This is a genomic window from Kitasatospora sp. NPDC033851 (assembly GCF_055576085.1).
The window spans coordinates 38,803-61,277 of sequence record NZ_JBVIRL010000020.1; the positions used below are offsets into that span (position 1 = coordinate 38,803).

Annotated in this window: 26 protein-coding genes; 24 read left to right on the top strand and 2 right to left on the bottom strand. The window is 69.1% G+C overall.

The window, feature by feature from the left end; all coding sequences use genetic code 11:
• Positions 1–65 precede the first annotated feature (65 nt).
• The 13 genes from ACZ51D_RS31140 to ACZ51D_RS31200 all read left to right on the top strand — a co-directional run bounded on the left by ACZ51D_RS31140 (position 66) and on the right by ACZ51D_RS31200 (position 10,617).
• Positions 66–1,544 carry a hypothetical protein gene (locus tag ACZ51D_RS31140; protein ID WP_465664150.1) on the top strand — a complete coding sequence of 493 codons (1,479 nt, stop codon included), beginning with the start codon at positions 66–68 and terminating at the stop codon, positions 1,542–1,544.
• A 178-nt stretch (positions 1,545–1,722) separates the two neighbouring features.
• Entirely contained in the window at positions 1,723–2,067 is a 345-nt protein-coding gene (locus tag ACZ51D_RS31145; RefSeq protein ID WP_465664151.1) for a hypothetical protein, read from the top strand.
• A gap of 41 nt (positions 2,068–2,108) precedes the next feature.
• On the top strand, positions 2,109–2,471 hold the full coding sequence (locus ACZ51D_RS31150) for a hypothetical protein (protein ID WP_465664152.1): 363 nt from the start codon (positions 2,109–2,111) through the stop codon (positions 2,469–2,471).
• A gap of 85 nt (positions 2,472–2,556) precedes the next feature.
• A complete protein-coding gene (locus tag ACZ51D_RS31155; protein WP_465664153.1) occupies positions 2,557–3,459 on the top strand; it encodes a hypothetical protein in 903 nt (300 codons plus the stop codon).
• 86 nt (positions 3,460–3,545) lie between these two features.
• Positions 3,546–3,866 carry a hypothetical protein gene (locus ACZ51D_RS31160; RefSeq protein WP_465664154.1) on the top strand — a complete coding sequence of 107 codons (321 nt, stop codon included), beginning with the start codon at positions 3,546–3,548 and terminating at the stop codon, positions 3,864–3,866.
• Positions 3,867–3,876: 10 nt separating this feature from the next.
• Positions 3,877–4,254: a hypothetical protein gene (locus tag ACZ51D_RS31165; RefSeq protein WP_465664155.1), complete on the top strand. Its 378-nt coding sequence runs from the start codon at positions 3,877–3,879 to the stop codon at positions 4,252–4,254.
• A 14-nt stretch (positions 4,255–4,268) separates the two neighbouring features.
• Positions 4,269–4,766 (top strand): hypothetical protein, encoded by a 498-nt coding sequence (locus ACZ51D_RS31170; RefSeq protein WP_465664156.1) that lies wholly within the window; start codon positions 4,269–4,271, stop codon positions 4,764–4,766.
• Positions 4,767–4,777: 11 nt separating this feature from the next.
• On the top strand, positions 4,778–4,942 hold the full coding sequence (locus ACZ51D_RS31175; RefSeq protein ID WP_465664157.1) for a hypothetical protein: 165 nt from the start codon (positions 4,778–4,780) through the stop codon (positions 4,940–4,942).
• Complete coding sequence (locus tag ACZ51D_RS31180; protein WP_360251427.1) at positions 4,942–5,310, top strand: hypothetical protein; 369 nt, start codon at positions 4,942–4,944, stop codon at positions 5,308–5,310. The genes ACZ51D_RS31175 and ACZ51D_RS31180 overlap by 1 nt, the downstream gene beginning before the upstream one ends.
• 83 nt (positions 5,311–5,393) lie before the next feature.
• A complete protein-coding gene (locus tag ACZ51D_RS31185) occupies positions 5,394–5,993 on the top strand; it encodes a hypothetical protein (protein ID WP_465664158.1) in 600 nt (199 codons plus the stop codon).
• 155 nt (positions 5,994–6,148) lie between these two features.
• Positions 6,149–6,421: a hypothetical protein gene (locus tag ACZ51D_RS31190; protein ID WP_465664159.1), complete on the top strand. Its 273-nt coding sequence runs from the start codon at positions 6,149–6,151 to the stop codon at positions 6,419–6,421.
• Between the two features lie 26 nt (positions 6,422–6,447).
• Positions 6,448–6,738, top strand: a complete 291-nt coding sequence (locus ACZ51D_RS31195) for a hypothetical protein (protein WP_465664160.1) — start codon at positions 6,448–6,450, stop codon at positions 6,736–6,738.
• Positions 6,739–6,741: 3 nt separating this feature from the next.
• On the top strand, positions 6,742–10,617 hold the full coding sequence (locus ACZ51D_RS31200; RefSeq protein ID WP_465664161.1) for a hypothetical protein: 3,876 nt from the start codon (positions 6,742–6,744) through the stop codon (positions 10,615–10,617).
• Positions 10,618–10,675: 58 nt separating this feature from the next.
• Here the strand turns inward: ACZ51D_RS31200 and ACZ51D_RS31205 are convergent, their stop codons facing one another.
• Positions 10,676–11,080, bottom strand: a complete 405-nt coding sequence (locus tag ACZ51D_RS31205) for a hypothetical protein (RefSeq protein WP_465664162.1) — start codon at positions 11,078–11,080, stop codon at positions 10,676–10,678.
• Between the two features lie 351 nt (positions 11,081–11,431).
• Between ACZ51D_RS31205 and ACZ51D_RS31210 the strand changes: the two genes are divergently transcribed.
• The 11 genes from ACZ51D_RS31210 to ACZ51D_RS31260 are packed head-to-tail and all read left to right on the top strand — an operon-like array spanning position 11,432 to position 20,946.
• A complete protein-coding gene (locus ACZ51D_RS31210; RefSeq protein WP_465664163.1) occupies positions 11,432–12,679 on the top strand; it encodes a phage distal tail protein in 1,248 nt (415 codons plus the stop codon).
• A gap of 37 nt (positions 12,680–12,716) precedes the next feature.
• Positions 12,717–13,778: a hypothetical protein gene (locus tag ACZ51D_RS31215; protein WP_465664164.1), complete on the top strand. Its 1,062-nt coding sequence runs from the start codon at positions 12,717–12,719 to the stop codon at positions 13,776–13,778.
• The gene (locus tag ACZ51D_RS31220) at positions 13,779–14,981 is read left to right on the top strand and encodes a hypothetical protein (RefSeq protein WP_465664165.1); all 1,203 of its coding nucleotides are present in this window, start codon (positions 13,779–13,781) and stop codon (positions 14,979–14,981) included.
• Positions 14,982–15,002: 21 nt separating this feature from the next.
• On the top strand, positions 15,003–15,314 hold the full coding sequence (locus tag ACZ51D_RS31225; protein ID WP_465664166.1) for a hypothetical protein: 312 nt from the start codon (positions 15,003–15,005) through the stop codon (positions 15,312–15,314).
• Entirely contained in the window at positions 15,311–17,011 is a 1,701-nt protein-coding gene (locus ACZ51D_RS31230) for a glycosyl hydrolase family 28-related protein (protein WP_465664167.1), read from the top strand. The genes ACZ51D_RS31225 and ACZ51D_RS31230 overlap by 4 nt, the downstream gene beginning before the upstream one ends.
• Before the next feature lie 37 nt (positions 17,012–17,048).
• Positions 17,049–17,588 (top strand): phospholipase D-like domain-containing protein, encoded by a 540-nt coding sequence (locus tag ACZ51D_RS31235; RefSeq protein ID WP_465664168.1) that lies wholly within the window; start codon positions 17,049–17,051, stop codon positions 17,586–17,588.
• Positions 17,585–18,028, top strand: a complete 444-nt coding sequence (locus tag ACZ51D_RS31240) for a DUF1003 domain-containing protein (protein WP_465664169.1) — start codon at positions 17,585–17,587, stop codon at positions 18,026–18,028. The genes ACZ51D_RS31235 and ACZ51D_RS31240 overlap by 4 nt, the downstream gene beginning before the upstream one ends.
• Positions 18,025–18,834: a hypothetical protein gene (locus tag ACZ51D_RS31245; protein ID WP_465664170.1), complete on the top strand. Its 810-nt coding sequence runs from the start codon at positions 18,025–18,027 to the stop codon at positions 18,832–18,834. The genes ACZ51D_RS31240 and ACZ51D_RS31245 overlap by 4 nt, the downstream gene beginning before the upstream one ends.
• Before the next feature lie 11 nt (positions 18,835–18,845).
• Complete coding sequence (locus ACZ51D_RS31250; protein ID WP_465664171.1) at positions 18,846–20,408, top strand: GH25 family lysozyme; 1,563 nt, start codon at positions 18,846–18,848, stop codon at positions 20,406–20,408.
• Positions 20,408–20,683 carry a hypothetical protein gene (locus tag ACZ51D_RS31255; RefSeq protein WP_465664172.1) on the top strand — a complete coding sequence of 92 codons (276 nt, stop codon included), beginning with the start codon at positions 20,408–20,410 and terminating at the stop codon, positions 20,681–20,683. The genes ACZ51D_RS31250 and ACZ51D_RS31255 overlap by 1 nt, the downstream gene beginning before the upstream one ends.
• Complete coding sequence (locus ACZ51D_RS31260; protein WP_465664173.1) at positions 20,680–20,946, top strand: hypothetical protein; 267 nt, start codon at positions 20,680–20,682, stop codon at positions 20,944–20,946. The genes ACZ51D_RS31255 and ACZ51D_RS31260 overlap by 4 nt, the downstream gene beginning before the upstream one ends.
• A gap of 57 nt (positions 20,947–21,003) precedes the next feature.
• Here ACZ51D_RS31260 and ACZ51D_RS31265 read toward each other — a convergent pair whose 3' ends face one another.
• A complete protein-coding gene (locus ACZ51D_RS31265; RefSeq protein ID WP_465664174.1) occupies positions 21,004–22,359 on the bottom strand; it encodes a transcriptional regulator in 1,356 nt (451 codons plus the stop codon).
• Positions 22,360–22,475 lie beyond the last annotated feature (116 nt).

The following is a 22,475-nucleotide window of genomic DNA, read 5'->3' on the forward strand; positions in this document are numbered from 1 at the left end:
GAGCGCCCAGCGCCCCCGGGGGCTTTCGCATGCCCAGGAGGCACCCCTTGACACCGCTCGGCAGCATGACCGAGGACACGCTGGCCGCCATCAGCAAGGCGCAGACCAGCGGAATCCTCAACACGACCGGCATCTACTCGTACGACCTGAGCCAGCTCGTCTCGCTCATCCCGGTCGTCACCCCGTTCCGCGACATCGTCGCCCGCGTGCAGAGCCCCAACGGCAACCCGTACGCCGTGTGGCGGGCCATCATGAACCTCACCAACTCCCAGCCGTCCCCGGCCATGGGGTTCGACTACGCCGCCAACGAAGTGGTGTTCCAGGAGCAGGACTTCCAGGCCCGCTACAAGCCCACCGGGTTCGCCGGCCTCGTCACCCAGGACGCGTACGACCTGGCGCAGGGCTACGGCGACCCGTTCGCCATCTCCACGTTCCAGGTTCTCAACCAGGTCCTGATCGGCGACGACCGGCAGCTCATGGGCGGCCAGTCGTTCCCGCTTGCCCGGCCCGCCGCGCCGACGCTGGCCACCTCGACCACGGGCGGCACCATGGCCGCGACCACCACCGTGTACGTCGGTGTCGCGGCCCGCACCGGCACCGGCTACTACTATGGCAACGGCAACAGTCAGGGCAATAGCGCCAGCATCGCGACTGGTGCCGGTTCCACCAACTCCGTCTCGGCGACGGTCGGTTCGGTGCGCGGCGCGGTCTGCTACGACTGGTTCCAGTCCGCCAACGGGACGACCTGGTACTACTACTCGACCACCACGGTGAACGCGGTCACCATGACCAAGATCATCAACGCGAACCAGGCGCTCCCCACCCTCAACGCCGCCCCTGACCTGTCCACCTCCTGGCAGGGCACCAGCAACGCCTCCCCCACCTACAACGCCGCCGCCGACAACGGCTCCGCCGCCCCCGCCGAATACGACGGCTTCCTCGCCAGCCTCGCCGGCGACTACAACGGCGCCGGCCAGTGGGGACAGCCCGGCACCGGAACCGCCAACCCCTCCATCAACAACTCGCTCAACGGCGCCGCCCTCACACTCACCGGCGGCAGCATCACCGAGATCGAGAACCTGCTCTTCCTCCCGCTCTGGCAGCAGGTCAAGTGCTCGCCCACCGCCATCATGGTCAACGCCGTCCAGGCCCAGTCGATCGCCAACCTCATCCTCGGCTCGTCCTCGGCGACCACCTACCTCAACACCGACTCCGCCGGCCGCGTCTCCGTCACCGCCGGTGGCCGCGTCGGCGAGATCGTCAACGCCCCCGCGGGCGGTGTCACGGTCCCGATCGAGGTCCACACCTCCCTCCCGCCGGGCACGATCATCGCCCGCACCGACCGCGTGCCGTTCCCGCAGGCCAACATCCAGAGCGTCCTGGAGTACCGCGCCCTGCGCGACACCGCCCAGTTTGACTACGGCGTCTCCCGCATCGCCAACACCGCAGGCGGGGGCCCGAGGCGCGAGTACGAAATCCGCAGTGTCGGAGCCTTCCTGAACCGCGCGCCCGTGGCGATGGCGTCTTTGCAGAATGTCGCGTGACACCCGGCGATGACCTGCAGTCCGTCCACGCCAGTTGCAGAGCCGACAACGGCCTTCCTGCCGAACTGATGACAGGAGGGCGGTTCGTAGTGGCCGGGAACTAAGCACTCCCGGCCACTCTGCAACCGTCGACAAACAGAAGGAGGCCCAGATGCCGCCGGCCCGTGCGGGTGTACCTATGCCGAACTTCACTGCCACACAGGAGCTTTTCCGCGCTGACGGGCTGACGCTGAACAGCAACTCGGACAGCGTGACGGCCAACATCACCAACCAGGTCAACGGTGCAACCGGCGGCCTGATTGATGTCTCGTCGGTGTCGAACGGCCTGCTGGTCGTCAACGCCCGCAGCCACGACGGCTCAACCCGATCGTTCTCCGGCGCCGCCCTCGGATTCGCGGGCACGGTCGCGGGCAACATCTCGACCGGCTACGGCCTCACCTACAACGGCCGGATCCGCTGGACGGTCACCGGGACTGGCAGCCCGACTTTCACTGGGGTCAGCTTCAGCCTTTTCGGCCGCTGACCCGCCCTCATCCGCTCCATCACCCTTCGAGGAGAGCAGGCATGCGCCTCTACTCGCGTACGGGCGCGACCGCGCTCGAACACCCCGTCCATGGCCGTATCGAGGCCGACCCGGTTCACGGCGGGTTCGACCTGCCGGAGGAACTCGCCGAGGAGCTGCAGTCGTTTCCGACCTGGGAGACGGACGTGGCTCGGCAGCACCGTCTGATCGCGGAGGAGATGGAGCGGCGCAAGGACCCGGCGACGCTCCTCGACGCGGTACAGCAGCTGGTGCAGGCGGCTCAGGCCGTGAGCGCGGCGCGGCAGGAGTCCGGCGCTGCCGGGCAGGCCGAGGAGTCTGCTCCCGCGAAGGCCGCCCGCGGGCGGAAGGCCGCCGCGAGCCGTCCGGACCCGTCCTCCGAGTAGCCGCCTCATCAGGCCGAGCGCGCAGTCGCGCACCGATCCGAGCAGGGGGTGAGTGGCTGTGGCTACGCCGTACATCACGCCGGGGATGCTGCTGGCGCAGCCGGCGGGGATCAGCTGGAAGGTGATGCCGACCTTGACCGCTGATGCCTCGTCGCAGTTCGCTCAGCTTCAGCAGGTGTGCTGGAGTGCCACGGCCGTCGTGGACACCTACTGCCGGCAGCCTCTGCGGGCGACGGTGGTGACGGAGACGCAGGCCGGTCCGGGCGGGCCGCGGGTCTCGGTGGACCGGCACACCCGCATGGGCGCGGTCGTCGCGCGGCACCGGCATCTGTCGGACGTGTGGGCGGTGCTCTTGTCACCGGCGCGCACCTTTCCTTCGGTGTGGTCACCGGTGCCTGCCGGCCAGTTCCGGCTCCGCAGTTCAGCGGCCTTCGCCGGGCCGGTTCCGGCGACGGGCCCGTCGGGTGGCAGTGCCATCGACGTGGCTCCGGGCTGGATCGACTGGCGGCAGGGGCGGGGCGGCTGGCAGGTGCAGACGTCCTATACGTCGGGTTGGCCGCACGCAGGCCTTACCGCGCCTGCTGCCGCGGGCGCCATGTCGATCAGTGTGGACGACGTGACGGGCTGGGGCGGTGCGCATGGCACGGCCGGGTTTTGCTACGACGGGGCGTCCACGGAGACGATTGCCGTGAGCGGCGCGACTGCCACCGCCCCGGTGGTGCTTCCGAACACGGCAACTGCGGTGCAGACCGGGCCGGGCACCGTTCAGCTCGCCCAGCCCCTGACTCAGAACCACGCGAGTGGGGCTGTCGTGTCGGCACTCCCGCCGAACGTGATTCACGCCGCGGTTCTCGCCGCCGCAGTGGAGGCCCTGGAGGGAATCGACGCCATTGCGGCTCAGTCTCTGTCAGGGCAGCTGGCAGGCGGAACAGGGGCTCTGGCGACCGAGGTCGAGATGCTGCTCGACGACTACCGGCGGGTCGGCTGATGGCCCGCCGCCGGCCGAACCTCGGCAGCGGGGGTGCTTCCGGAACCGCCGGGGTCCTTCGGTTCTGGAACCGCACGATCACGATCATGCGCGGCACGGCCGTCAACGCGTACGGCGACGCGACGGACGTCGGGGTTCCCCTCTATACGGGGGTTCCGGCGGCGCTGGCGGAGACCGAGCAGGTGGCCTTCGACTCGGCGAGCCAGCGGCAACAGATCATCCGCTCGATCACATGCAACGTGCCGAACTGGGCCGATGTACGGACCACGGACACCATCCGGGACGAGACGACCGGCCGCTACTTCATGATCGAGAACATTCAGGAGCAGCCCGGCATCGGCTACTACCCGCCGCCGAAGACACTGACGCTGCGCCTGAGGTCGGGCGTCACCGCCGCATCGGACTGAGGAGGCTGCCATGGCGCACGCTGAGATCGACGGAGCCTGGGAACACGAAGTGACGAGCGCCCTGGGCCGGCTGTTCGTCGAGCGGCTCGGCCCGGCCATCGCAGCCGACGCCGCCCGCTACTGCCCCCAGCACACCGGGGCGCTCGCCGCCAGCATCGAGCACCACATGGAAGGCCAGGATCTCATCGTGTCCGCGACTGGCGGAGCTGAGGGCCGCACCTACGCCGCCTACGTCGAGCTCGGCACCGGCCCGCACATCATCCGCCCCAACGGCAAGCAGGCCCTGTACTGGGAAGGCGCCGCGCACCCGGTCCGAGAGGTGCACCACCCGGGCACCCGGCCGCGACCTTTCCTGCGGCCCGCGCTATACCAGCAGCGCGGCGACTGACCGAGGGAGGCGAGGTGACCACTCCCCTTCCGCTGGAGGCCACCGACGAACTCGTCTGCGCGCAGTGGATCGCCACCATCCCAGGGTTCACCCCGGCCATGGTCGGAACGACTCTGCCTCCGGACGTCAACGCCGACGGCTCCCTCGCCCCGTGGGTCGCCACCGGGTTCGTCACCGTCGCGGTGGTTGGCGGCAACCCTGACCCGCTTCTGCCAGTCAACTGGCCTGTGCTGCAGGTCGACTGCTGGGCCACCGTGCCGGGCAGCAACAAACCGCCGTGGCACCAGGCCGCAGCCCTGGCCGGCGCCATCCGCCGAGCCACCTGGGACCGGCGGGCCGTCTCCCGGCCCTTGCAGATCACCGCGAACGGGGTCGCCTACCCGGCTGCGGCGGTGCGCTCCGCCTACCTGACGACCGCGCCCCGCCGCCTGTACGACGACCAAGGCGACTACGCCCACTACCAGGCCGATCTGTCGCTGTCGTGGGTGACCGTCAACGACCGCCTCTACTGAGCGAGGAATCCATGCCTCTGGTCCGCACCACCTTCTTCGACGACCTGGTCGAGGTCCCCGACGACGAGATCCCGGTGCTCCGGGCTCAGGGCCTGCTGGTCGGGGAGTCCGCGCCGCAGCCCGCCGCCGACCCTGTTCCCGTCAAGCCGACCGCCTCCAAGACGAAGGACGCCTAATGGCCCGCCTCGCCCTGACCGCGACCAGCCAGCCGAAGACCGGCGCGGCATCCCCCCTCAACCTCACTGCCCTCCTCACCGCCGGCACCCTCGGCGCCAACACCGGCGTGAGCTTCGTCAACACCGGACGCGAGGTCCTGCACATCTCCATGGGCGCGGGCGCCAGCACGGTGATCGTCAACATCGGGACGACCATCGAGGGGCAGTCCGTCACTGCCATCACGGCGTCGCTGACCTCAAGCGCGACCAACATCGTCGGGCCGTTCCCGTCGGACGAGAACCAGCCCAACGGGCAGATCTACGTGGACTTCGGTACCCCGGCGAGCGTCAACGGTGTCGCCCTGCTTCAGAACGCCGGCGTCTTCTAGCCCGGTCCCGCAGTACCGCCCCCCGGCCCGCTGTGCGGGCTTTTTTCATGCCCGCGCCCGGCAGTGGCGCCTGAACCAAGGGGATGAGTCCCATCGCCGTCAACGCTGCAAATCTCGTACTCGGCCCGGCGCGACTCTACGTCGCCCCATTCGGCTCGACCGAGCCCGCCGACTCCACCGTCACTCCGAACGGCCCCACGACCCCGCCGTCCTCCCCGTGGACCGATGTCGGCGGGACCGACGGCGGCGTCACGTGGGAGGTCGACAACACGTACACCGGACTTCAGGTCGACCAGATCACGATGGAGGTCGGCGCCCGCCTGACCGCCATGAAGATGACGGTGACCGCCAAGCTCGCAGAGATGACGCTCGGCAACCTGCAGACGGCGCTCAACAACATCGGCACCCTGGCCACCAACAGCGGCTACTCAACGCTCGACATCCCGGTGACCTCGGCCTCGACGCAGCCCAGCTACGCGGCCCTGATCATCGACGGCTGGGCGCCGATGCTGTCCAGCGGCCAGCCGGCACTGCGCCGCGTCATCGTCCGCAAGGTCCTCAGCCAGGTCAAGGCGCAGCTGTCGTACGACAAGAAGACCCAGCAGGCCTACGACTGCACTTTCTCGGCGTACTACGTCAGCAGCAGCATCCCTCCGGTCCACATCGTCGACCAGACGGCGTGAGCTGAACCGATCCGTTCCTGCCGCCCTGAAGGGGGACCATGGCCGCGAAGGTCACCGCCAGTAAGAAAGCCGCCGCCCGCCGCCCCACTCCCGCGCCCGCGGCAAGCCCGGCCGAGTCTGACTTCGGGGTGCTACGCCTCACAACAAGTCCGCAGGTGGATGAGGAGCGGGTGCCGCTGTTCTACATCGACGACGTCGAGTACTGCATCCCGAAACGGCCGCGGATGAACATCGCCCTGCAGTACATGCACCTCGCCAAGGACCAGGGCGACGCAGTCGCGACGGACTACCTCCTCGGCAGTCTCCTGGGCGAGGAAGGCTACCGGGCTCTGCGCGAATTCGACCAGCTCACCCCGGAGCAGTTCCAGCACATCACCGCCATCGCTACCCGGCAGACCATGGGCGCTCTGGAGCTCCCAAAAGCGTAGTCGACCGGGTGGTCCAGGTGGGCTGGGTGCTGGACCATCTCGACGATCTGGCCAGCGACTTCTCTGTCTTTCACCGGATTCCCGACGTCACGGTCCTGGACGGGCCGACGTTTCTGCGGCTGGCGTGGCGGATGCCCGCCTACGAGGGCGTGATGCGGGCCAGGGCTGCCGCCTCCCAGGAGGAGGACACCGGCGCCGGGCCTACGCCTCGGATGGCGCCCGGCCGCCACGAGGAGATCAACCCCGGGACCCGCACGGCTCTGATGGCCGACCCGGCATTCGCCGGCCTGTTCAGTTACGGATCGTCTCGGGGGTGAGCTGTGCCCGAGGGCTTTCGTATTGCGAGCGCGTGGGTGCGGGTCTCACCTGACTTGGAGGGCTTCCGGGAGGAGCTCCAGGCCAAGCTTGACGAGGCAACCACCGGTGTCGTGGGCCGGGTGCGGGTCGTCCTGGACTCGGCGGAGTTCGACGCTCAGTCGGGCGAGGTCAAGGCCAAGCTGGACGAGCTCAGCGGCGAACGTGCCACCCCTGCGGTCCACTTGGAGGTTGCAGGGTTCGAGGCCAAGGCCGAGGACGCGCGCGCCCAGCTGGACGAGCTGGGCGGGCGGCGGGCGGGTCCTGAGCTGCACCTGGAGGACGCAGAGTTCGAGGCCAGGGTCGACGACGCCAGGGCGCGGATCGACCGCCTGAGTCACGACCGTGCCCGTCCTGACATCACGCTGGACACGGCCGCGTTCGATGCCCGGCTGGACAGGGCCGAGGCCCGCCTGCACGCTTTCGGGACCAGGGAGGCGTCTGCCCGCCTGAACGCGTCCGCGAGCCGCTCCAGAGGCGGTAGCGGGGGTGGTGGTAGCGAGGGCGGCAGTCTGCTCGGGGGCCTGGGCGAGCACCCGATGCTGGCTGGCGTCACTGCTGGCATCACCTCCCTGCTGCCGAGCGTCGGCGGGGCCGCGATGGGTGGCGGCCTCCTCGCAGGCGCGGGCGCCCTGGCTCTTGGGCCGGTTGCCAAGGCGCTCAGCGACGCCCACCAGGCCTCCCTGAACATCGGCATGACCCCGCAGCAAACTGCGGCGATCCAGTTCTCCAACTCTGTGCAGAAGCAGGGCGCGCAGGAGCAGGTCACCACAGCTCGCATGCAGCAGGCTCAGGACGCGATCACCGCGGCCCGCACGATCGAGACCGCGCAGATGAACCTGGCGTCGGTCGAGCGCAGCACCGCGGCGCAGCAGGTGCAGGCCCTGCAGTCGGTGGTGCAGGCCGAGCAGGGCGTCCAGCAGGCCGACTACGCGCTGTCCGAGGCGCAGTACAACCTGAACCAGGCGTGGGAGCGGGCGCGGGAGAACCTGCGGGAGCTGAATGACCAGCTCGCGGACAGCCAGTTGAACGTCGAGCAGGCGCAGCTCGGCATCCAGCAGGCCGTCTACCAGCAGAAGTTGACGAACGAGAACGCCTACTCGACCGCCCTGGACCGGCAGCAGGCCGCTCTGGCTGTCGCGCAGGCTCAGCAGCGGCTCGTTGACGCGCAGGACCAGTTGGCCGCTTCCCAGTACAACGCGAACCGGGCGAATCAGGAGGGGATCGACGGTTCGCAGGAGATCATCAAGGCGAAGCAGGCCGTCATCGCGGCGCAGTACGGGCAGACCGACGCCCAGGCCCAGTACTCGATCGCGCAACAGGACCTGACGAACACGCAGCTCAATAACGCGACGCAGCTCAAAGAAGCGCAGATCCAACTGGCAGCAGCGGAGCAGGATGCTGCCTACCGGCGGCAGATGGACGCTCGCAGCGTCGAACTGGCCGAGCGGAACGTCGCCAACACGGTCAAGGAGCAGGAGCTCCAGTGGGCGTCGATGAAGTCCACGGAGAACGAGGCGGCGAACGCTCTCGCGAAGGACCTGGCGCGCATGACGCCTGCGATGCGCTCCGTGATGGAGCAGATCTTCGGGATGAGCGGCGCTTTCCGGGAGATGAGGGATGCCGCTCAGAACGCGGTTGCCCCGGGTTTGTCGCAGTTCATCACCGGCCTGTCTGAGTCGATGCCGGCGCTGACTGCCGGTGTGACGGGCATGGGGCAGGTCATCGGGCAGGCATTCGGCTCGATCGGCAAGGCGCTGCAGTCGACACAGGGCAAGGAAGTCCTGCAGGGGCTGATCGACAACGGCCTGCAACTCGTTAAGACGGTCGTCCCCGCGATCGGCGGCTTCGTCAGCGCGCTGGCGAAGCTTGGAGCGCAGAAGGGCGCAGCGGACGGTCTCGCAGGCGCGGTTGTCGGAATAGCCAACGCCTTGACCGCCGTGGCAAAAGGCTTGTCGCCGTTCGTGGGGTCGCTGTCGTCGGTTCTCGGCACTCTCGGCCAGGCGCTGGCGCCGATCGGCTCGCTGCTGGCTACGGTCGTCGGGCAAACGTCCCAGGCGCTCGCCCCTGCGCTTGCGGCTCTGCTGCCCGCCGTAACCACGCTGGCCGGCGCGCTCGGGCAGGGGCTGAGCCCGATCTTCCAAGCCCTGGGCGTGCTGTTGCTGCCCGTGGCCCAGGCGATCACTGGCGTCGTCCAGGCGTTCGCGCCGCTGCTGCCGGTCATCGGGGAGATCATCGGGCAGATCGGCCTCAGCCTGGCGCCGCTCCTGCAGGCGCTCGTGCCGATCGTGCTCCAGCTCGCCCAGATGCTGACGAAGGACCTGCAGGTCGGCCTACTCCAGTCGCTGCAGGCGATGCTGCCGCTGGTGCCGGTCGGTGTCAGGCTGATCGAGTCGCTTCTGCCGCTCGTCAGCCTGATTCTCAAGCTCGGTGGCATCTTCATCGACTTCGCCGCCAAGCTGATCGGCCCGGTGATCAGCGGGATCGTTGCCGTGGTCGCAGCGGTCGGCAACTTCGTTTCGAACTGGCGCGAAGCAGTCGACTGGGTCGAAGCCAAGGCCTCGTGGCTGTGGCACGGGGTGTTCGAGCCGCTATGGAAGGGCATTTCGGACGGCTCCCTCGCGTTCATCGGAATTTTCAAGACAGGGTGGGATTCCCTGAAGGAAATTTTCAAAACGCCGGTGAACTTCCTGATCAACACGGTCTACGACAACGGCATCGCGAAGCTCTGGAACTCGGTCACCGGCGCGATCGGCATGCACAGCCTGGACCTGCCGATCATCACCGGTTTCGCCACTGGCGGCGTCATCCCCGGTTATGCCCCCGGACAGGACACCGTGCCGGCGATGCTCTCGCCTGGCGAGGGTGTGCTGGTGCCGGAGGCGGTGCAGGCCATCGGCCCCGACGTGGTGCACAGCCTGAACGCGGCCTACGGCGGCGGCCGGCAGTCTGTCGGCAACCACTTCTCCGGCGGCGGCATCATCGGCGGCATCGGAAAATTCGTCGGCGATCTGATCGACAAGGCTGTCGACATCGGGAAGATCACCGCCGCTCTCGCCACAGGCAACGGTGAGGCCTTGTCCAATGCGCTGAACAAGCTGGTCGGAACTCAGGGCGACGTCGGGAACTTCACCAAGTTGATGCTCGGCATTCCCACGTCGCTGATCAAGAGCATGGTGCAGGCGATCCTCGGATCGCACCCTGCCGCCCCCTCTGGCGGGGGCGGCGGGGTGATCCCATCCGGCGACCACCTCAGCATCATCGACCAGGCACTCCAGGCCGCCGGCGTGCCCCCGCCGGGCACGCAGGACGAGTGGCGGGCCGGGCTGAACACGTTGATCACGCGCGAGTCCGGCTGGAACCCGCGGGCCATCAACAACACCGATTCCAACGCTGCCGCTGGCGACCCGTCACGCGGCCTCGCACAGACGATCATGTCGACGTTCCTGTCGAACCACGTAGCGGGGACCAGCACCGACATCTACGATCCCGTAGCCAACGTTGCCGCGGCGATCCACTACATCGTGGGCCGCTACGGGAACATCAGCCGGGTACAGCAGGCCAACCCGAACCTGCCGCCGAAGGGCTACGACCAAGGCGGGTGGCTGATGCCGGGCACGATGCCAGTGAACGGGCTCGGCCGGCCCGAGGCGGTGCTGACGCCGGAGCAGTCGGAGGCGTTCATCGCCCTCGCGAGGCATCTCGCCGCACAGGGCGTCGGGGGCGCATCGGTCGGCCGACAGGTCACCGTGGAGCAGCACTACCACGGCACTCAGCTGCCGACGATCGAGCAGCAGGCCGACATGCAGCGGCGCCTGGCGCTCACGCTCAGTGGCGCCTGACCGCCCGCAGGAGAACACCGCAGAGCCACCGCGGTGTTCTCCTTCCGGGGCGGGCCGCCTACGCCTTGCTGATCCGGGTGACGCCCACCCACAACTGCTTGAGCTGGGAGGGAGTCAGTGACGGGTCGGGGTTGAGATTGACCTTCAGCGAAATCGACTTGCCCGGCCCGATGGGTGCCGTTGTCGCGTCGACTCCAAGGCCGCCAGACCGTCCGGTCGCGCTGCCGATGGCCTGGGCGACGTGGAAGGCGTACCGAACCGGCGCAGAGCAGGGGTTCGTGAACTCGAAGGTCACGATCGCCACGCCCACATCGGCCTGGGCGTCGAGGAGCTGGGCCTCGTTTCCAGAGTCGTCGGCCGGGATCGCGCACGGGTCGGCGGCGCTCTTCACGACCTTGACGTCGTCGAGGTCGGGCGCGCCCTGCGCCGGCTTGTACGGGAGGCGTGCGGCCGGGATGGCCACCTCCAGGCGCCCCGGCGTCTGCGATGCAGTGCCTGGCGCCGGGTCCGGGCCGGAGGCTGTCGTCGGAGCCGGTGCGGGCGCCGAAGTCGTCGCTGCCGCAGGCGACGCTGGCGGGCTCTCCGTCTGGGCCGGCGTCCGGCTCGGCGGTGCAGCGGCCGGATGCGTGGTGGTACTGGCGCAGGCGGCAGTCAGCAGGACGACACCGGCGAGGGCCGGGATGACACGGCGCACTGATTCCCCAGGGGCTGTGACGAAATGGTGCGGCCAGTGTGGCAGCGCCGCGGGCCGGGCCTTGTGGCCCTTTGCCGGACTGTGACCGATTGCAGCGTGACGTGCCGGAGGTGGTGACGGATGGTTCAAGCCGTCGCAGGCCAGCCCTGGACGCTCTACCTCAACTTCTACAACCAGACCGGCGGCGCGCTCACTGATCCGTCCACGGTGCAGCTCGACATCACCTACGGTCAGCAGGTCGGCTTCGTCGCGGACGTCGCCGGCCCGTACACCTACCAGGGCGCCAGCCAACCCGTCTCGGGCCAGGTGTGGCGGATCGGCGTCGGCCAGTACGCCTGCACCTGGAACGTTCCCCCCACTGCTACGCAGGGCGTCTACGTCGCGAACTGGGCATGCCAGTACGGCAGCAACACGTTCCTCGGCGTCGAGGACTTCTCTGTCACTGGCGGGTTCACTCCGCCCGTCCCGGCGAGGGACACCGGGTTCTGGACCGGCGGCCTGATCTTCGGAAGCCTGGACATCGAGTTCGGGCAGGTGGACAGCAACGGCATCGCCTGGCTGTGGCAGAAGTTGGAGGGTTGGGACGGCCCCGACGTCCAGGGCGCCGGCGTCATCCCCCGCTCCGGCGACCACGGAGGCTGGGCGTCACCCCAGTTCTACGCCCCCCGCACCCTGACCTGGACCGTCACCGCGTCGGCCCCGACACAGGCCCTCCGAGACCAGGCCCGCGCGCTGCTCCAGCAGGCGGTGCCCATCAGTGGGCTGGCGCAGCTGCGCTACGACGAGCCGGTCCCCAAATACGCGTGGGTGCGGCGCAGCGGAAAACTGACCGAGGCCTACCCCACCCTGACCGACGTCACCTTCACCGTCGGCCTGGTGGCACCGGACCCGCGCAAGTACGGCACCGTGCAACGGTCGCTCGTGATCGGCGTGGTGCCCGCCACCGCGGGCGGCAGCATGGTGACCCCGTTCACGGTGCCGTTCACCGTCAAGGCGTCGCCGCCCCCGGGCGTGTCCGTCGCGAACAACGCCGGCGGTTTCGCATCCCCGCCGGTCGTGGTCATCACAGGCCCGGTCACCGGGCCCACCCTGACCAACCTGACCACCCGGCAGACGGTCTCGTGGTCGACCCTGACGCTCAACACCGGCGACACCCTCACAGTCGACTTCCTGAACCGCCAGGGCTTCGTGAACGCCTCCACGATCTCCACCACCCCGGGCGTTCCGTCCGCCGGCGGCACGTTCTGGCCGGCCGACCTCAACTCCGGCTGGTGGCAGTTGTCGGCGGGCTCCAACCAGGTGCAGTACGGCGGCGGAACAGGCACCGGATCCACCGCGACCATCTACTGGCGGGACGCGTGGGTGTGACACCGCGCCGCAGGGAGGGACTCCAATGGCAACACAGGTGACCACCAGCCTGCCCATGTGGCTCACGGGCGCCACCTACGACGCCAACAGCGGCAACGACCTACGTAACAGTGGGGTCACCGCCTATTTCTACGACCAGGGCATCGCCACTGGCACCACGATCGGCGTCCTGGGTGGTGTCGTCGGCGGCACCGGCCTGGCGGTGTCCGCGGGCACTGGCATGACGGTCACGGTGCAGCCCGGCTCGTACGTGGTTCCGAACTCGTCGACCCCGACGGCAGGCGGCTACGCGTCGACCCTGTCAACCCAGGCGACGCTGACCGTGCAGACCGCGGATCCGTCGAACTCCCGGATCGACATCATCGTCGCGTACGTGTCCGACGTCGGCAGCTCATCCTCGTTCGGGGCGATCCAGATCATCACCGGCGTGGCCGGGCCCTCGCCGTCGGTCCCTACGGCCCCGGCGAACTCGATCACCCTGGCGCGACTGACGGTCACCGCCGCAGCAACATCCATCACGGCCGGGATGCTCTCGGACGTACGGCCGTTCACCGTCGCCACGGGCGGCATCCTCGTCGCGCCGCGCGGCACGGTGAACGGCTACAAGGGGCAGATCGCCTACGACCCCGCGTCGAACGCGTTCTACCACAACAACGGCACCACCAACGCCACCCAGCTGCACGTGCTGCCGTGGGTGCCGATCATCCAGACTCGGAACACCAACTTCGTCTTCGATGGCAGCGAGCAGACCGTACTGTCGGCCACGATCACCACCGACGGCAACACCGACATCGAGATCTACTTCAAGTACGCGGGAATCGGCTGCAGCCTCGGCGGCACGTTCATCGCGACTTTCCGCATGTACATCGACTCGTCGGCGGTCGACGGCACGTGGACGCCAAGCCTGCCCGGCGACGGCACGATCTACAACGGCTCCGCCTGGTCGTACTTCACGAGTTCGGGCGCGGGCGACACGCCTAGCGCCGGGACGCACACGGTGAAGGTGACCGTCCAGAACGGCAGCGGCCTGTACTCGACGACGATCGCCGCCAGCGCCACCGCCAAGACCTTGCTGCGCGTTGGGCCGGGCGGGATGTGAGTGAGCACCTACACGTACGCCTCCACCGACCTGATATCCGGACGGGTCCTCGCCGACAGCCTGCCCCTCACCGTCCAGTCGTTCGGAATGCAGCTCAACGGCTCCGGCACCCTCACCGGAAGCCTCGCGCTCAACGCCGAGCCCGCGGTCAACGCGCCCGCCATCGCCGCGCTGGAGCCGCGTCGCTCCGTCCTGTGGGTCCTGCAGGACGGCTACCCCGTGTGGGCAGGCATCGTCTGGGACTGGCCCGACCAGGGACGACAGCCCGGGACCCTGCCGATATCCGCGCAGACCATCGACACTCTGTGGTCACACCGCCTGGTCACCGACACCATCATCTACCAGCAAGTCGACTTGTTCACCGCCTTCATGGACCTGTGCCGGTACGGCACGTCCAAGCAGTCGGGGTACATCTCATCCGTCTCTCCGGCAGCAACCCGGACCCCGGCTTACCTGGCGATGGTCGCGCAGAACGGCGGCGTGGCACGTCTGGTGATGCCGCAAGGGGCCGCGGGCACCGCCGGGGTGCCGTGGACCGCCTCCTACACGTACTCAGACCTGACTCAGATCAGCGGCGCCTGGCAGGACATGTGCGCATCAGGGAACCTGGAGTACGCGTTCGTTCCCGGCCTCGACTCCTCCGGCAACCTCGCCATCTTCCTGCGGCTCGCCTACCTGCGGATGGGGCGCACCGCCGCCTCCTCCGGCTACAACCTGATCTACCCGGGCAACGCCATCGACTACGGCTACCAGCGCACCGGCAGCCAGAGCAGCAACATGGTGTGGGCCACCGCCCCGCCGAACGGCGCCGCTCTTCAGTGGCAGTCCGCCTACCCGCACGGCTCCGACCCCGTCGACCTCGCCGACGGCGTGTACCCGCTGATGGAATCCAACGTGTCCTGGCAGGGCTCATGGGTCGTTTCCCAAGCCCAGATCGACGGCTTCGCCGACGGCGAGGTCGCGATGAAAACCCGGGCCATGACCAACCCGATGGTGACCGTCGGCGCCGGATACCCCAGGGTGCGGGACATCATCCTGGGCGACGCCACCACCCTGGTCGCAACCTCGCCACTGCACCCGCCCGGCCCGAACGGCCAGCCCGGCCTGCAGCAACGGGTGCGCGTCGTCGGCTGGACGGCATACCCGCCGGGCCCGCAGCAGGCCGAGAAGATCCAGCTCCAGACATCCGCCGTCGGCGCCTGACCAGGAGAAAGGGAGCTGCTGATGACCCGCTACCCCGACCCGCTCGAATCGAGGTTCTCCGCAACGCTCCAGAACGCCTTGCAGCGAATCGGCCGGCTAGAGAACCGAACGACCAGCATCGACTCCGGTTTTCCGCTGGCCGCGCTGCCCGCAGTCATCGACCCGGCGTACAGCAGCGGCCAGCCCCGGGCATACATCAACGGCGCCACCGTCCTCACAGGCCCGTACCGGCGCCTGTCGTCCTACACCCCGGCTGCCAACGACAGCGTGCTCGCCATGCCGGTACGGATCGGCCAGGTCGGCACGTACGTCATCCTCGGGAAGCTCCTGTGACCGCGTCGATGTACGGCGCGGCGGACCGCGTCGCCAAGGCCGGCGACACCATGACCGGCCCGCTCGTACTCACCGGCAGCCCGCCCGCCCAGGTTCCCGCCGGCGCCGCCGTCGGCAGCGTGCTCACCTCCGACGCCTCCGGCAACCTCACCCTCCAGGCCCCCGGCGCGGTGTCCGGCACCGACTACCTCAACGTCAAGGCGTACGGGGCCAAGGGCGACGGCACCACAAACGACACCTCGGCGGTCCAGTCCGCACTGACCGCAGCCGCAACCAAGGGCGGCACCGTGTACTTCCCGGCCGGAACGTACGTGCTGTCCTCCGCGCTTGCCCCGGCCAACCAGGTCAGTCTCCTCGGCGCCGGGCCGGGCGCCACCGTGCTCAAGCAGACGTCCACCAGCGCGCACGGCGTCGCCTACAACCCCACCACCCTCAACTACGTCTCCGTCCGGAACCTGACCCTGCAAGGCCCGGGATCCGGTACGGGAGTCGGCCTGTTCGTGCAGGCCAACAGCGGCGCGAACCCGGTCACCTCTTGCCAGGTCAACAACGTCGCCGTCACCGGGTTCGGCAGCCACGGCGTCCAGTTGGTCACGCTCACCGGATGCAGCCTCGCCTCGGTCAGCGTCTCCAGCGTAGGCGGGCACGCCTTCTATCTGTCCGGGGGCACCGGAAACGCGCTCGACGCCTGCGCCGCCGTCGGCAGCACCAGCACTCAGCAGGGCTTCAACCTGTCGTCGGTCTCGTACACCACCCTCACCGGGTGCAAAGCGTCCGCGTGCGGCGGCGGCTTCCTGATCACCAGTGGGTCCGGCAACGTCCTCAACGCCTGCGGCGCCGACACGATCGTCGCCCAGGCCAGCCAGGACGGATCCGGGTTCAAGGTCTCCGGCGGCTCCGTCCACACCCTGACCGGCTGCTACAGCACCGTCAACAAGGCCGCGGCGTTCTGGGTCACCGGGAGCGCCACGGGCGTGTCCCTGATCGGCGTCCAGGAGGCCTCTCCCGGCGCCGGCGCGACATCGTCCATCAAGGTCGACACCGGATCCAGCGCCACTGTGATTGACAGCTCCACCGTCACCGCGACCAGCTACGCCTCATCCACCACGAACAGCGTCACCGCCGCCACTGTCACCCTCCCGGGCGCCGTCACGGCCGGCAGTGCCACCGTTACCGGCAGCCTCACCGCGGGCAGCGGATCCGTCTCCGGCAACCTGTCCGTCACCGGGAACCTGACGGTGTCGGGCATCGGACAGCGGGTCGCCGCCTACAAGGCCTCCAACCAGTCGGTGACCAGCTCGACAACCCTGGTCAATGACTCCGCTCTCGTCGTGGCACTGGCGGCCAACGCTACGTACCGGATCGACGGTTACATCTCCTACACCGGTGACAACTCGCCCGCCGGCGACCTTCAGTGCACCCTCACGGTCCCCAGTGGAGCCACCGGCTCCTGGTCATCGTTCGGGGTCCCAACCGGCGCCCTGACGGCTTACGACGCGGTGGCGATCGGCTTCGCGACGACCCGGCGGCTCGGCACGAATGGCGCCGCAACGCCGATGGCGCTCAGGCCCGGCGGCGTGGTGGTCACCAGCGCGACGTCCGGCAACCTGCAGTTCCAATTCGCGCAGGGCGCGTCCAGCACCACGTCTACCACCGTCAGGTCCGGCTCTGTCCTGATCGCCACCCGCATCGCCTGACGGGCACCACCTCGCTATCACACCCCTGGAGGACCCATTGGCGCTTGCCAGCCTCGCCTCTCTTGACCAGCACAAGACCAGCGGATTCCCGCCCGGCTACCCGCAGGACGTGCGCACCTGGTACTCGCCGGTCGACGACGTCCACGGCGTCCTGCTCGACCTCGTAAAGTCGGCGAGCACCTCGCTGGTGGTCGCCATGTACGGGTTTGACGATGACGATCTTGCCGACGCGATCCGGGAGAAGCTCGCCGACGAGCACGTGTTCGTGCAGCTCACCCTCGACTCCAGCCAGGCCGGCGGTGTGCATGAGCGGGCGATCCTCTCCCGGGAGGGCTACCCGGCGTCGAGTGTCGCGATCGGGCGCAGTGAGCACGGCCAGATCATGCACATGAAGATGGTGATCGTTGACGGCCTTGACGTTGTCACGGGCTCGACGAACTGGTCCCATTCCGGCGAAGCGCTCCAGGACAACCAGACGACCGTCATCCGGGACCCGCTCGTCGCCGCCGAGGCCCGCGCCCGCATCGACGCCATCCACCACCACATGCTGAACGCGACGAAGCAGACAGGCTCGTGAGGGCCGCCGACGCCCCGGGGCCCTCGGAGCACCTGCACCCGGCGAACCAGGCCCGGCACGACGATCGGACGCTCGGCGACCGTGTCGCCGACGGTCTGGCCGGCGGCATGGGCAGTTGGCGGTTCATCATCGCCCAGGCGGCGTTCACCGGCGCCTGGATCGTGGCGAACACCGTCCATGGCTGGTCCCGCTGGGACGAGTACCCGTTCGTCCTGCTCAACCTCGTCTACTCGTTCCAGGCCGGCTTCACCGGGCCGATCCTCCTGCTCAGCCAGAACCGGCAGGCGGAACACGACCGCCTGCGCGCGGAGCACGACTACGAGGTGGACAGGGAGGCCCTGGCCTGGACGAAGGCCATCGCCGCACACCTCGGCATCCCCGATCCGGCGGCCGAAGTGACCGCCATCGACGGCACTCTCACCCGCAAGGAGGACCGATGACCCGAGCCCTCGGACGGTTCGTCGACCACGACCCGCGCTCCCTGGCATACGCCCACGGGGTCCTGCCGCAGTCGGCACTGACCACCACGTCGTGGACCCGGCGTATACCCGTGCTCGACCAGGGCCAGCTCGGGTCGTGCACCGGAAACGCCGCGACCGGCCTGCTCGGCACGGACAGTGCCGGCCGCATGGGGGCCGTCACCGTCACCATCAGCGCGGCCGGTGCCGCCGCATCCCACGGCGCCTTCCAGGCCGGCGAGCACGTCCTCGACGAGGCCTTCGCCGTCAGTCTCTACTCGCTGGCCACCGTGTTGGACGGCGCGCCCGGGCAGTACCCTCCCGCCGACACTGGGAGCAGCGGTCTCGGCGTCGCCAAGGCCCTCAAGGCCCTGGGCCTCGCGACGTCGTACACGCACGCTTTCGCCCTGTCCGCGGTGCGCTCCGCCCTGCAGTCCGGTCCTGCGCTGCTCGGCATCCCCTGGCTGAACTCGATGTCCGATCCCGCCTCCGACGGGCGGATCCCGGTCGACCAGTCCTCCGGGGTCGCGGGCGGCCACGAGATCGAGATCACCGGCTGGGACGCCGAAACCGACCGGTTCTGGCTCACCAACTCGTGGGGCGGCGATTGGGGGCAGGGCGGGCGCGGCTACCTCGCCGCGCCGGACCTGCAGTGGCTGCTGTCCCAGCAGGGCGACGTCACGGTGCCCGTGCTCTCCACCCCGCCCACCCCGACCCCGGCGCCGGCCGACCCGGACGCCGCGTTCGCGGCTGCGGCCCACTCCTGGCTGGCCGCCAAGGGCCTGTGAGAGGAGGGACCGTGGCGCTCGCACGCGGTTACGACGTCTCCGACTACCAGTCCTCGATCCCTGCGGACGCGCAGTTCGTCTTCATCAAGGCGACCGAGGGTGCCCGGACCAGCCAGCGGGGCTACACAGCCAAGCTCGCCGACGCCCGCAGCCGCGGGCTGGTCGTCGGCCACTACCACTTCATCCACTGCGAGAACCCGGTCCAGGGCGAGATCGATCACTTCTGTCAGGTGATTGGCACCGTCCCGCCTGGCGAGCTGCTGGTGCTGGACTTCGAACCGTACGGTCAGCCTGTCTCAGACGGTACCGCGACGGCGGCGAAGAACGCGTGGCTGGCGGCGATCAAGCAGCGCTACCCGAACAACCGGGTCGGCTTGTACACCAGCGCCGATTGGTGGCGCCGGACCGATGACAACGCTGGCGACTTCCTCTGGATCGCCGACTACGTCCAAGCTGGCTCCCCGAGGATCCAGGCTGCCTGGCGTTTCCACCAGTTCACGGACACGCCGCTTGACATGGACGTCTACAACGGCAGCTTCGACGAGCTTCGGGCCTGGGCCGGCGGGACAGTTCCGCAGCCCGTCCCGCCTCCGACGCCGGGCGCACCCGCGGCGTGGACGTCGCCGGGACGAGTACCCCGAGCTGCGTGGGGCGCGGCGGCCCCGACAGGCGCCTACACCCCGATGGCAGGTGCCCTCGGCGTAAAGATCCACTACCTGGGTGAGGCCTACCAGTTCGGCGACCACTCCACGTGCGCCACGTACGTCCGGAAGGTCCAAGCCGCCCACATGGTTGACCCCGTCCAGCACTGGATGGACATCGCCTACAACGAGCTGGTGTGCGAGCACGGCTATCGGTTCGAAGGCCGTGGCCACAACGTCAGGTCCGGCGCCAACGGCGACCAGACGCTCAATGCCCAGCACTACGCGATCTGCGCACTCGTCGGATCGTCCGGCTACACCGTGCCAACCGACGCCCAACTCCAGGGCCTGCGCGACGCCATCGAGGACTACCAGGCCAACGCCGCCGCCGGGCCCGAGATCAAGGGCCACAGGGACGGCTACCAGACCGGCTGCCCCGGCAGCCCGCTCTACGCGTGGGTCCAGGCCGGGGCCCCGCGCCCCATCGAGGAGGACGACGACATGGCCGCACGTACCGACGACGAGATCATCGCCCTGGTCACCAAGGGGGTGTTCGCTGCCCGCGACGACGTGACCTGGTCAGGCCGCCACTATGACGGCGACGGGTCCCCGAGCCTGCTCGACCTGATCGCCCAGATCCCAGCCGCCGTATGGGAGCACGGCCTTCCGAACGTGGATGTCAACTGGCAGCAGCGAGCCGGCGACGACGCTCTCGTGCCCGCGAAGTGGTTGGCCGCCGCGGTTAACCCGCTGCAGCTGCAGCTTGCTGCGGCCCGCGCCCAGATCGCCGCCCAGGACGCCGTCGTCCAGACCCTCCTCGACCGCACCGCCAGCGTCGACACCGCCACCGTCACCGCCGCGATCGAGGCCGCCGTCACCAAGGCCCTCGCCGCCGGCGTCGACATGCACGTCACCACCACCAAGGGGGCCTGATGTCCGACTCGACCCGTCGCACCATCCGCACCGTCGTCGCGGTGGTCCTGGCGCTCGCCTCCGGCCTGCCGCTCCTGGTCCGTACCGCGGGCCTGCCCGAGACGCTGCCCGGCCTCGGCACCGTCCTCGCGGTCGCCGCTGCGATCACCCGCCTGATGGCGCTTCCGCAGGTCAACGCCTGGCTGCCTGGCTGGCTGCAGGCGACACCGCCGAAGGCGCCGCTGCCCGACCCGGTCGCGCCGGTTCCGATCGACCCGGCCGGGACCGTCGAGTGACCAGCCCGGCCCCGGACGCCGGGGTCGTGATCACGGCCACGCAGATGTATGAGGAGGTCCGGCGGGTGGGCGATGGCCTGATCAGGCTGGAGGCCAAGCTGGACGCGCTCGGCGCCGCCGATCGGGACGTGGACTCCAGACTCGCCGACCACGAGTCCCGGATCCGGCGACTCGAAGCCAGCCGTTGGCCGCTGCCGACGATCGGCGCCCTCGGCGGCATCGCCGGGGCGGCGGCGGCCGTGTACGCCGCACTCCACCCCTGAACGCCCCCGCCCCCGCCCGGCCACGTGCCGGGCGGGGGCGATTCGTCGTATCAGGGCTCAGGCTGCGGTCAGCACGCGCGCCCGCTCGGTGAAGTCGGCGACAAGCCGGTGCCTCCCGAAGGGCTCCATGCGCTTCCCCAGGTCAGCAACGGCCTCGATGGCCCTGCTGCTCTTGACCTTTCCCGCAAGAGAGAGCGTCCGCAGCCCCGCGGCATGAGCCTGCTCCAGGTCGCCGCGCTGAAGGTGGGTACTGGCAAGCGCGGCTTGAGAGAGCGCACCGCGGCGGGCGCGGCCCTGCTGGCGGGCGTGGTCGATGCTCAACTTCGCATGCTCGGCTGCGCCGGCGTGGTCCCCGGAATCCCGCAGTGTCATGGCGTGCTCGCCGTGCAGGTACGCCGGATCGATGAATAGCGCCCACTCCGGCTCTTCGTCCGGGCGGATCTGTTCGGCAGCCGCCTCGGACTGGGTCACGGCGCGGGTGGCGCCGGTCTTGTCGTCCATGGCGGCCAAGGCCCGGCCTTCGAGGGCCCACAGGTCGGCGAGTGCGGCGGCGGAGGAGCCGCGTAGGCCGTGGCGGCCGGCCTGCGCGAGCCGCAGGCCCTCTTCGGGGTGCCCGAGGAGTGTGGCCTGGTCGGCCATGCCTGCGAGAACGTGAGCTCCGAGCGGCACGTTCGTCGACTCCTGTGCGAGTCGGAGTGACTGGATGAGGTATCGCTGGGCCGTGCCGTGCTCGCCGTTGTCGTAGGCCATCCATCCGAGGAGGTATGTCTGTTCGGCTGCGGCCTCGCAGAGCGCGCGACGCACCTCGTCGTCCTGTGGTCGTTGCAGCAGCGGGTAGACGTGGACGTTCATGTAGGCGGCGAGGACGAGCCGGCCGGAGCCGCCGCCTTGGAAGATGTCGATCTTCTGGAACTCGCCGAACATATTGCGCACCGCCATGACGTCTTCGAGGCGGACGCGGGGGCCTGGCTGGGGGACCTGGTCGAGGGTGGCAAGGAGCCAGTCCCGGGACGGGCCGGTGGCAGCGACAGCGGCGAACGGTGCAGCGGCAAGAAAACGGCGGCGGTCCACGTCTGCTCTCCCCAGGTCAGCGACGGTGTTTACCGTAACTTCCCAGTCGCGGTTGTACAGCAGCGAGCGGTCCTCGGCAGGGCTCTCACCCAGTCCGAGTTCGTCTGATGTGACCCGGTATCCGACCTTGGCGGAGATGACGTCCGCGATGATGCCGGGGATCGGCCGGCGGGGCTGATTCCCTTGTCGCCAGCGGCGTACGGCGGTCGCGTCGGGCAGAACCTGCGGGTGCCCGGCCTGCTGAGCTGCAACTTTGACGCGGCGTGCAAGCTCGGCGTTGCTGAGTCCTGCGCGCACCAGCCACTCAGCGAGCTTGGTGTTAGGCGTCTTCGTCGTCTGCATGTCCTTGTCCTACCCCTCGCTGCCACCCCGTGCAGAAGTGCCACCCTGTGCCACCCCTTGGGACCTCACGCTCTGGCGATCACAGGACGACGCTTGGTGGTGATGGTAGACCCGGC

Coding starts and splice junctions, on each gene's coding strand:
- ACZ51D_RS31245 (WP_465664170.1), top strand. CDS start 18,025: ATGACCCGAGCCCTCGGACGGTTCGTCGACCACGACCCGCGCTCCCTG.
- ACZ51D_RS31180 (WP_360251427.1), top strand. CDS start 4,942: ATGGCCCGCCTCGCCCTGACCGCGACCAGCCAGCCGAAGACCGGCGCG.
- ACZ51D_RS31160 (WP_465664154.1), top strand. CDS start 3,546: ATGCGCGGCACGGCCGTCAACGCGTACGGCGACGCGACGGACGTCGGG.
- ACZ51D_RS31155 (WP_465664153.1), top strand. CDS start 2,557: ATGCTGCTGGCGCAGCCGGCGGGGATCAGCTGGAAGGTGATGCCGACC.
- ACZ51D_RS31255 (WP_465664172.1), top strand. CDS start 20,408: ATGTCCGACTCGACCCGTCGCACCATCCGCACCGTCGTCGCGGTGGTC.
- ACZ51D_RS31175 (WP_465664157.1), top strand. CDS start 4,778: ATGCCTCTGGTCCGCACCACCTTCTTCGACGACCTGGTCGAGGTCCCC.
- ACZ51D_RS31165 (WP_465664155.1), top strand. CDS start 3,877: ATGGCGCACGCTGAGATCGACGGAGCCTGGGAACACGAAGTGACGAGC.
- ACZ51D_RS31210 (WP_465664163.1), top strand. CDS start 11,432: ATGGTTCAAGCCGTCGCAGGCCAGCCCTGGACGCTCTACCTCAACTTC.
- ACZ51D_RS31225 (WP_465664166.1), top strand. CDS start 15,003: ATGACCCGCTACCCCGACCCGCTCGAATCGAGGTTCTCCGCAACGCTC.
- ACZ51D_RS31150 (WP_465664152.1), top strand. CDS start 2,109: ATGCGCCTCTACTCGCGTACGGGCGCGACCGCGCTCGAACACCCCGTC.
- ACZ51D_RS31145 (WP_465664151.1), top strand. CDS start 1,723: ATGCCGAACTTCACTGCCACACAGGAGCTTTTCCGCGCTGACGGGCTG.
- ACZ51D_RS31140 (WP_465664150.1), top strand. CDS start 66: ATGACCGAGGACACGCTGGCCGCCATCAGCAAGGCGCAGACCAGCGGA.
- ACZ51D_RS31185 (WP_465664158.1), top strand. CDS start 5,394: ATGAGTCCCATCGCCGTCAACGCTGCAAATCTCGTACTCGGCCCGGCG.
- ACZ51D_RS31265 (WP_465664174.1), bottom strand. CDS start 22,359: ATGCAGACGACGAAGACGCCTAACACCAAGCTCGCTGAGTGGCTGGTG.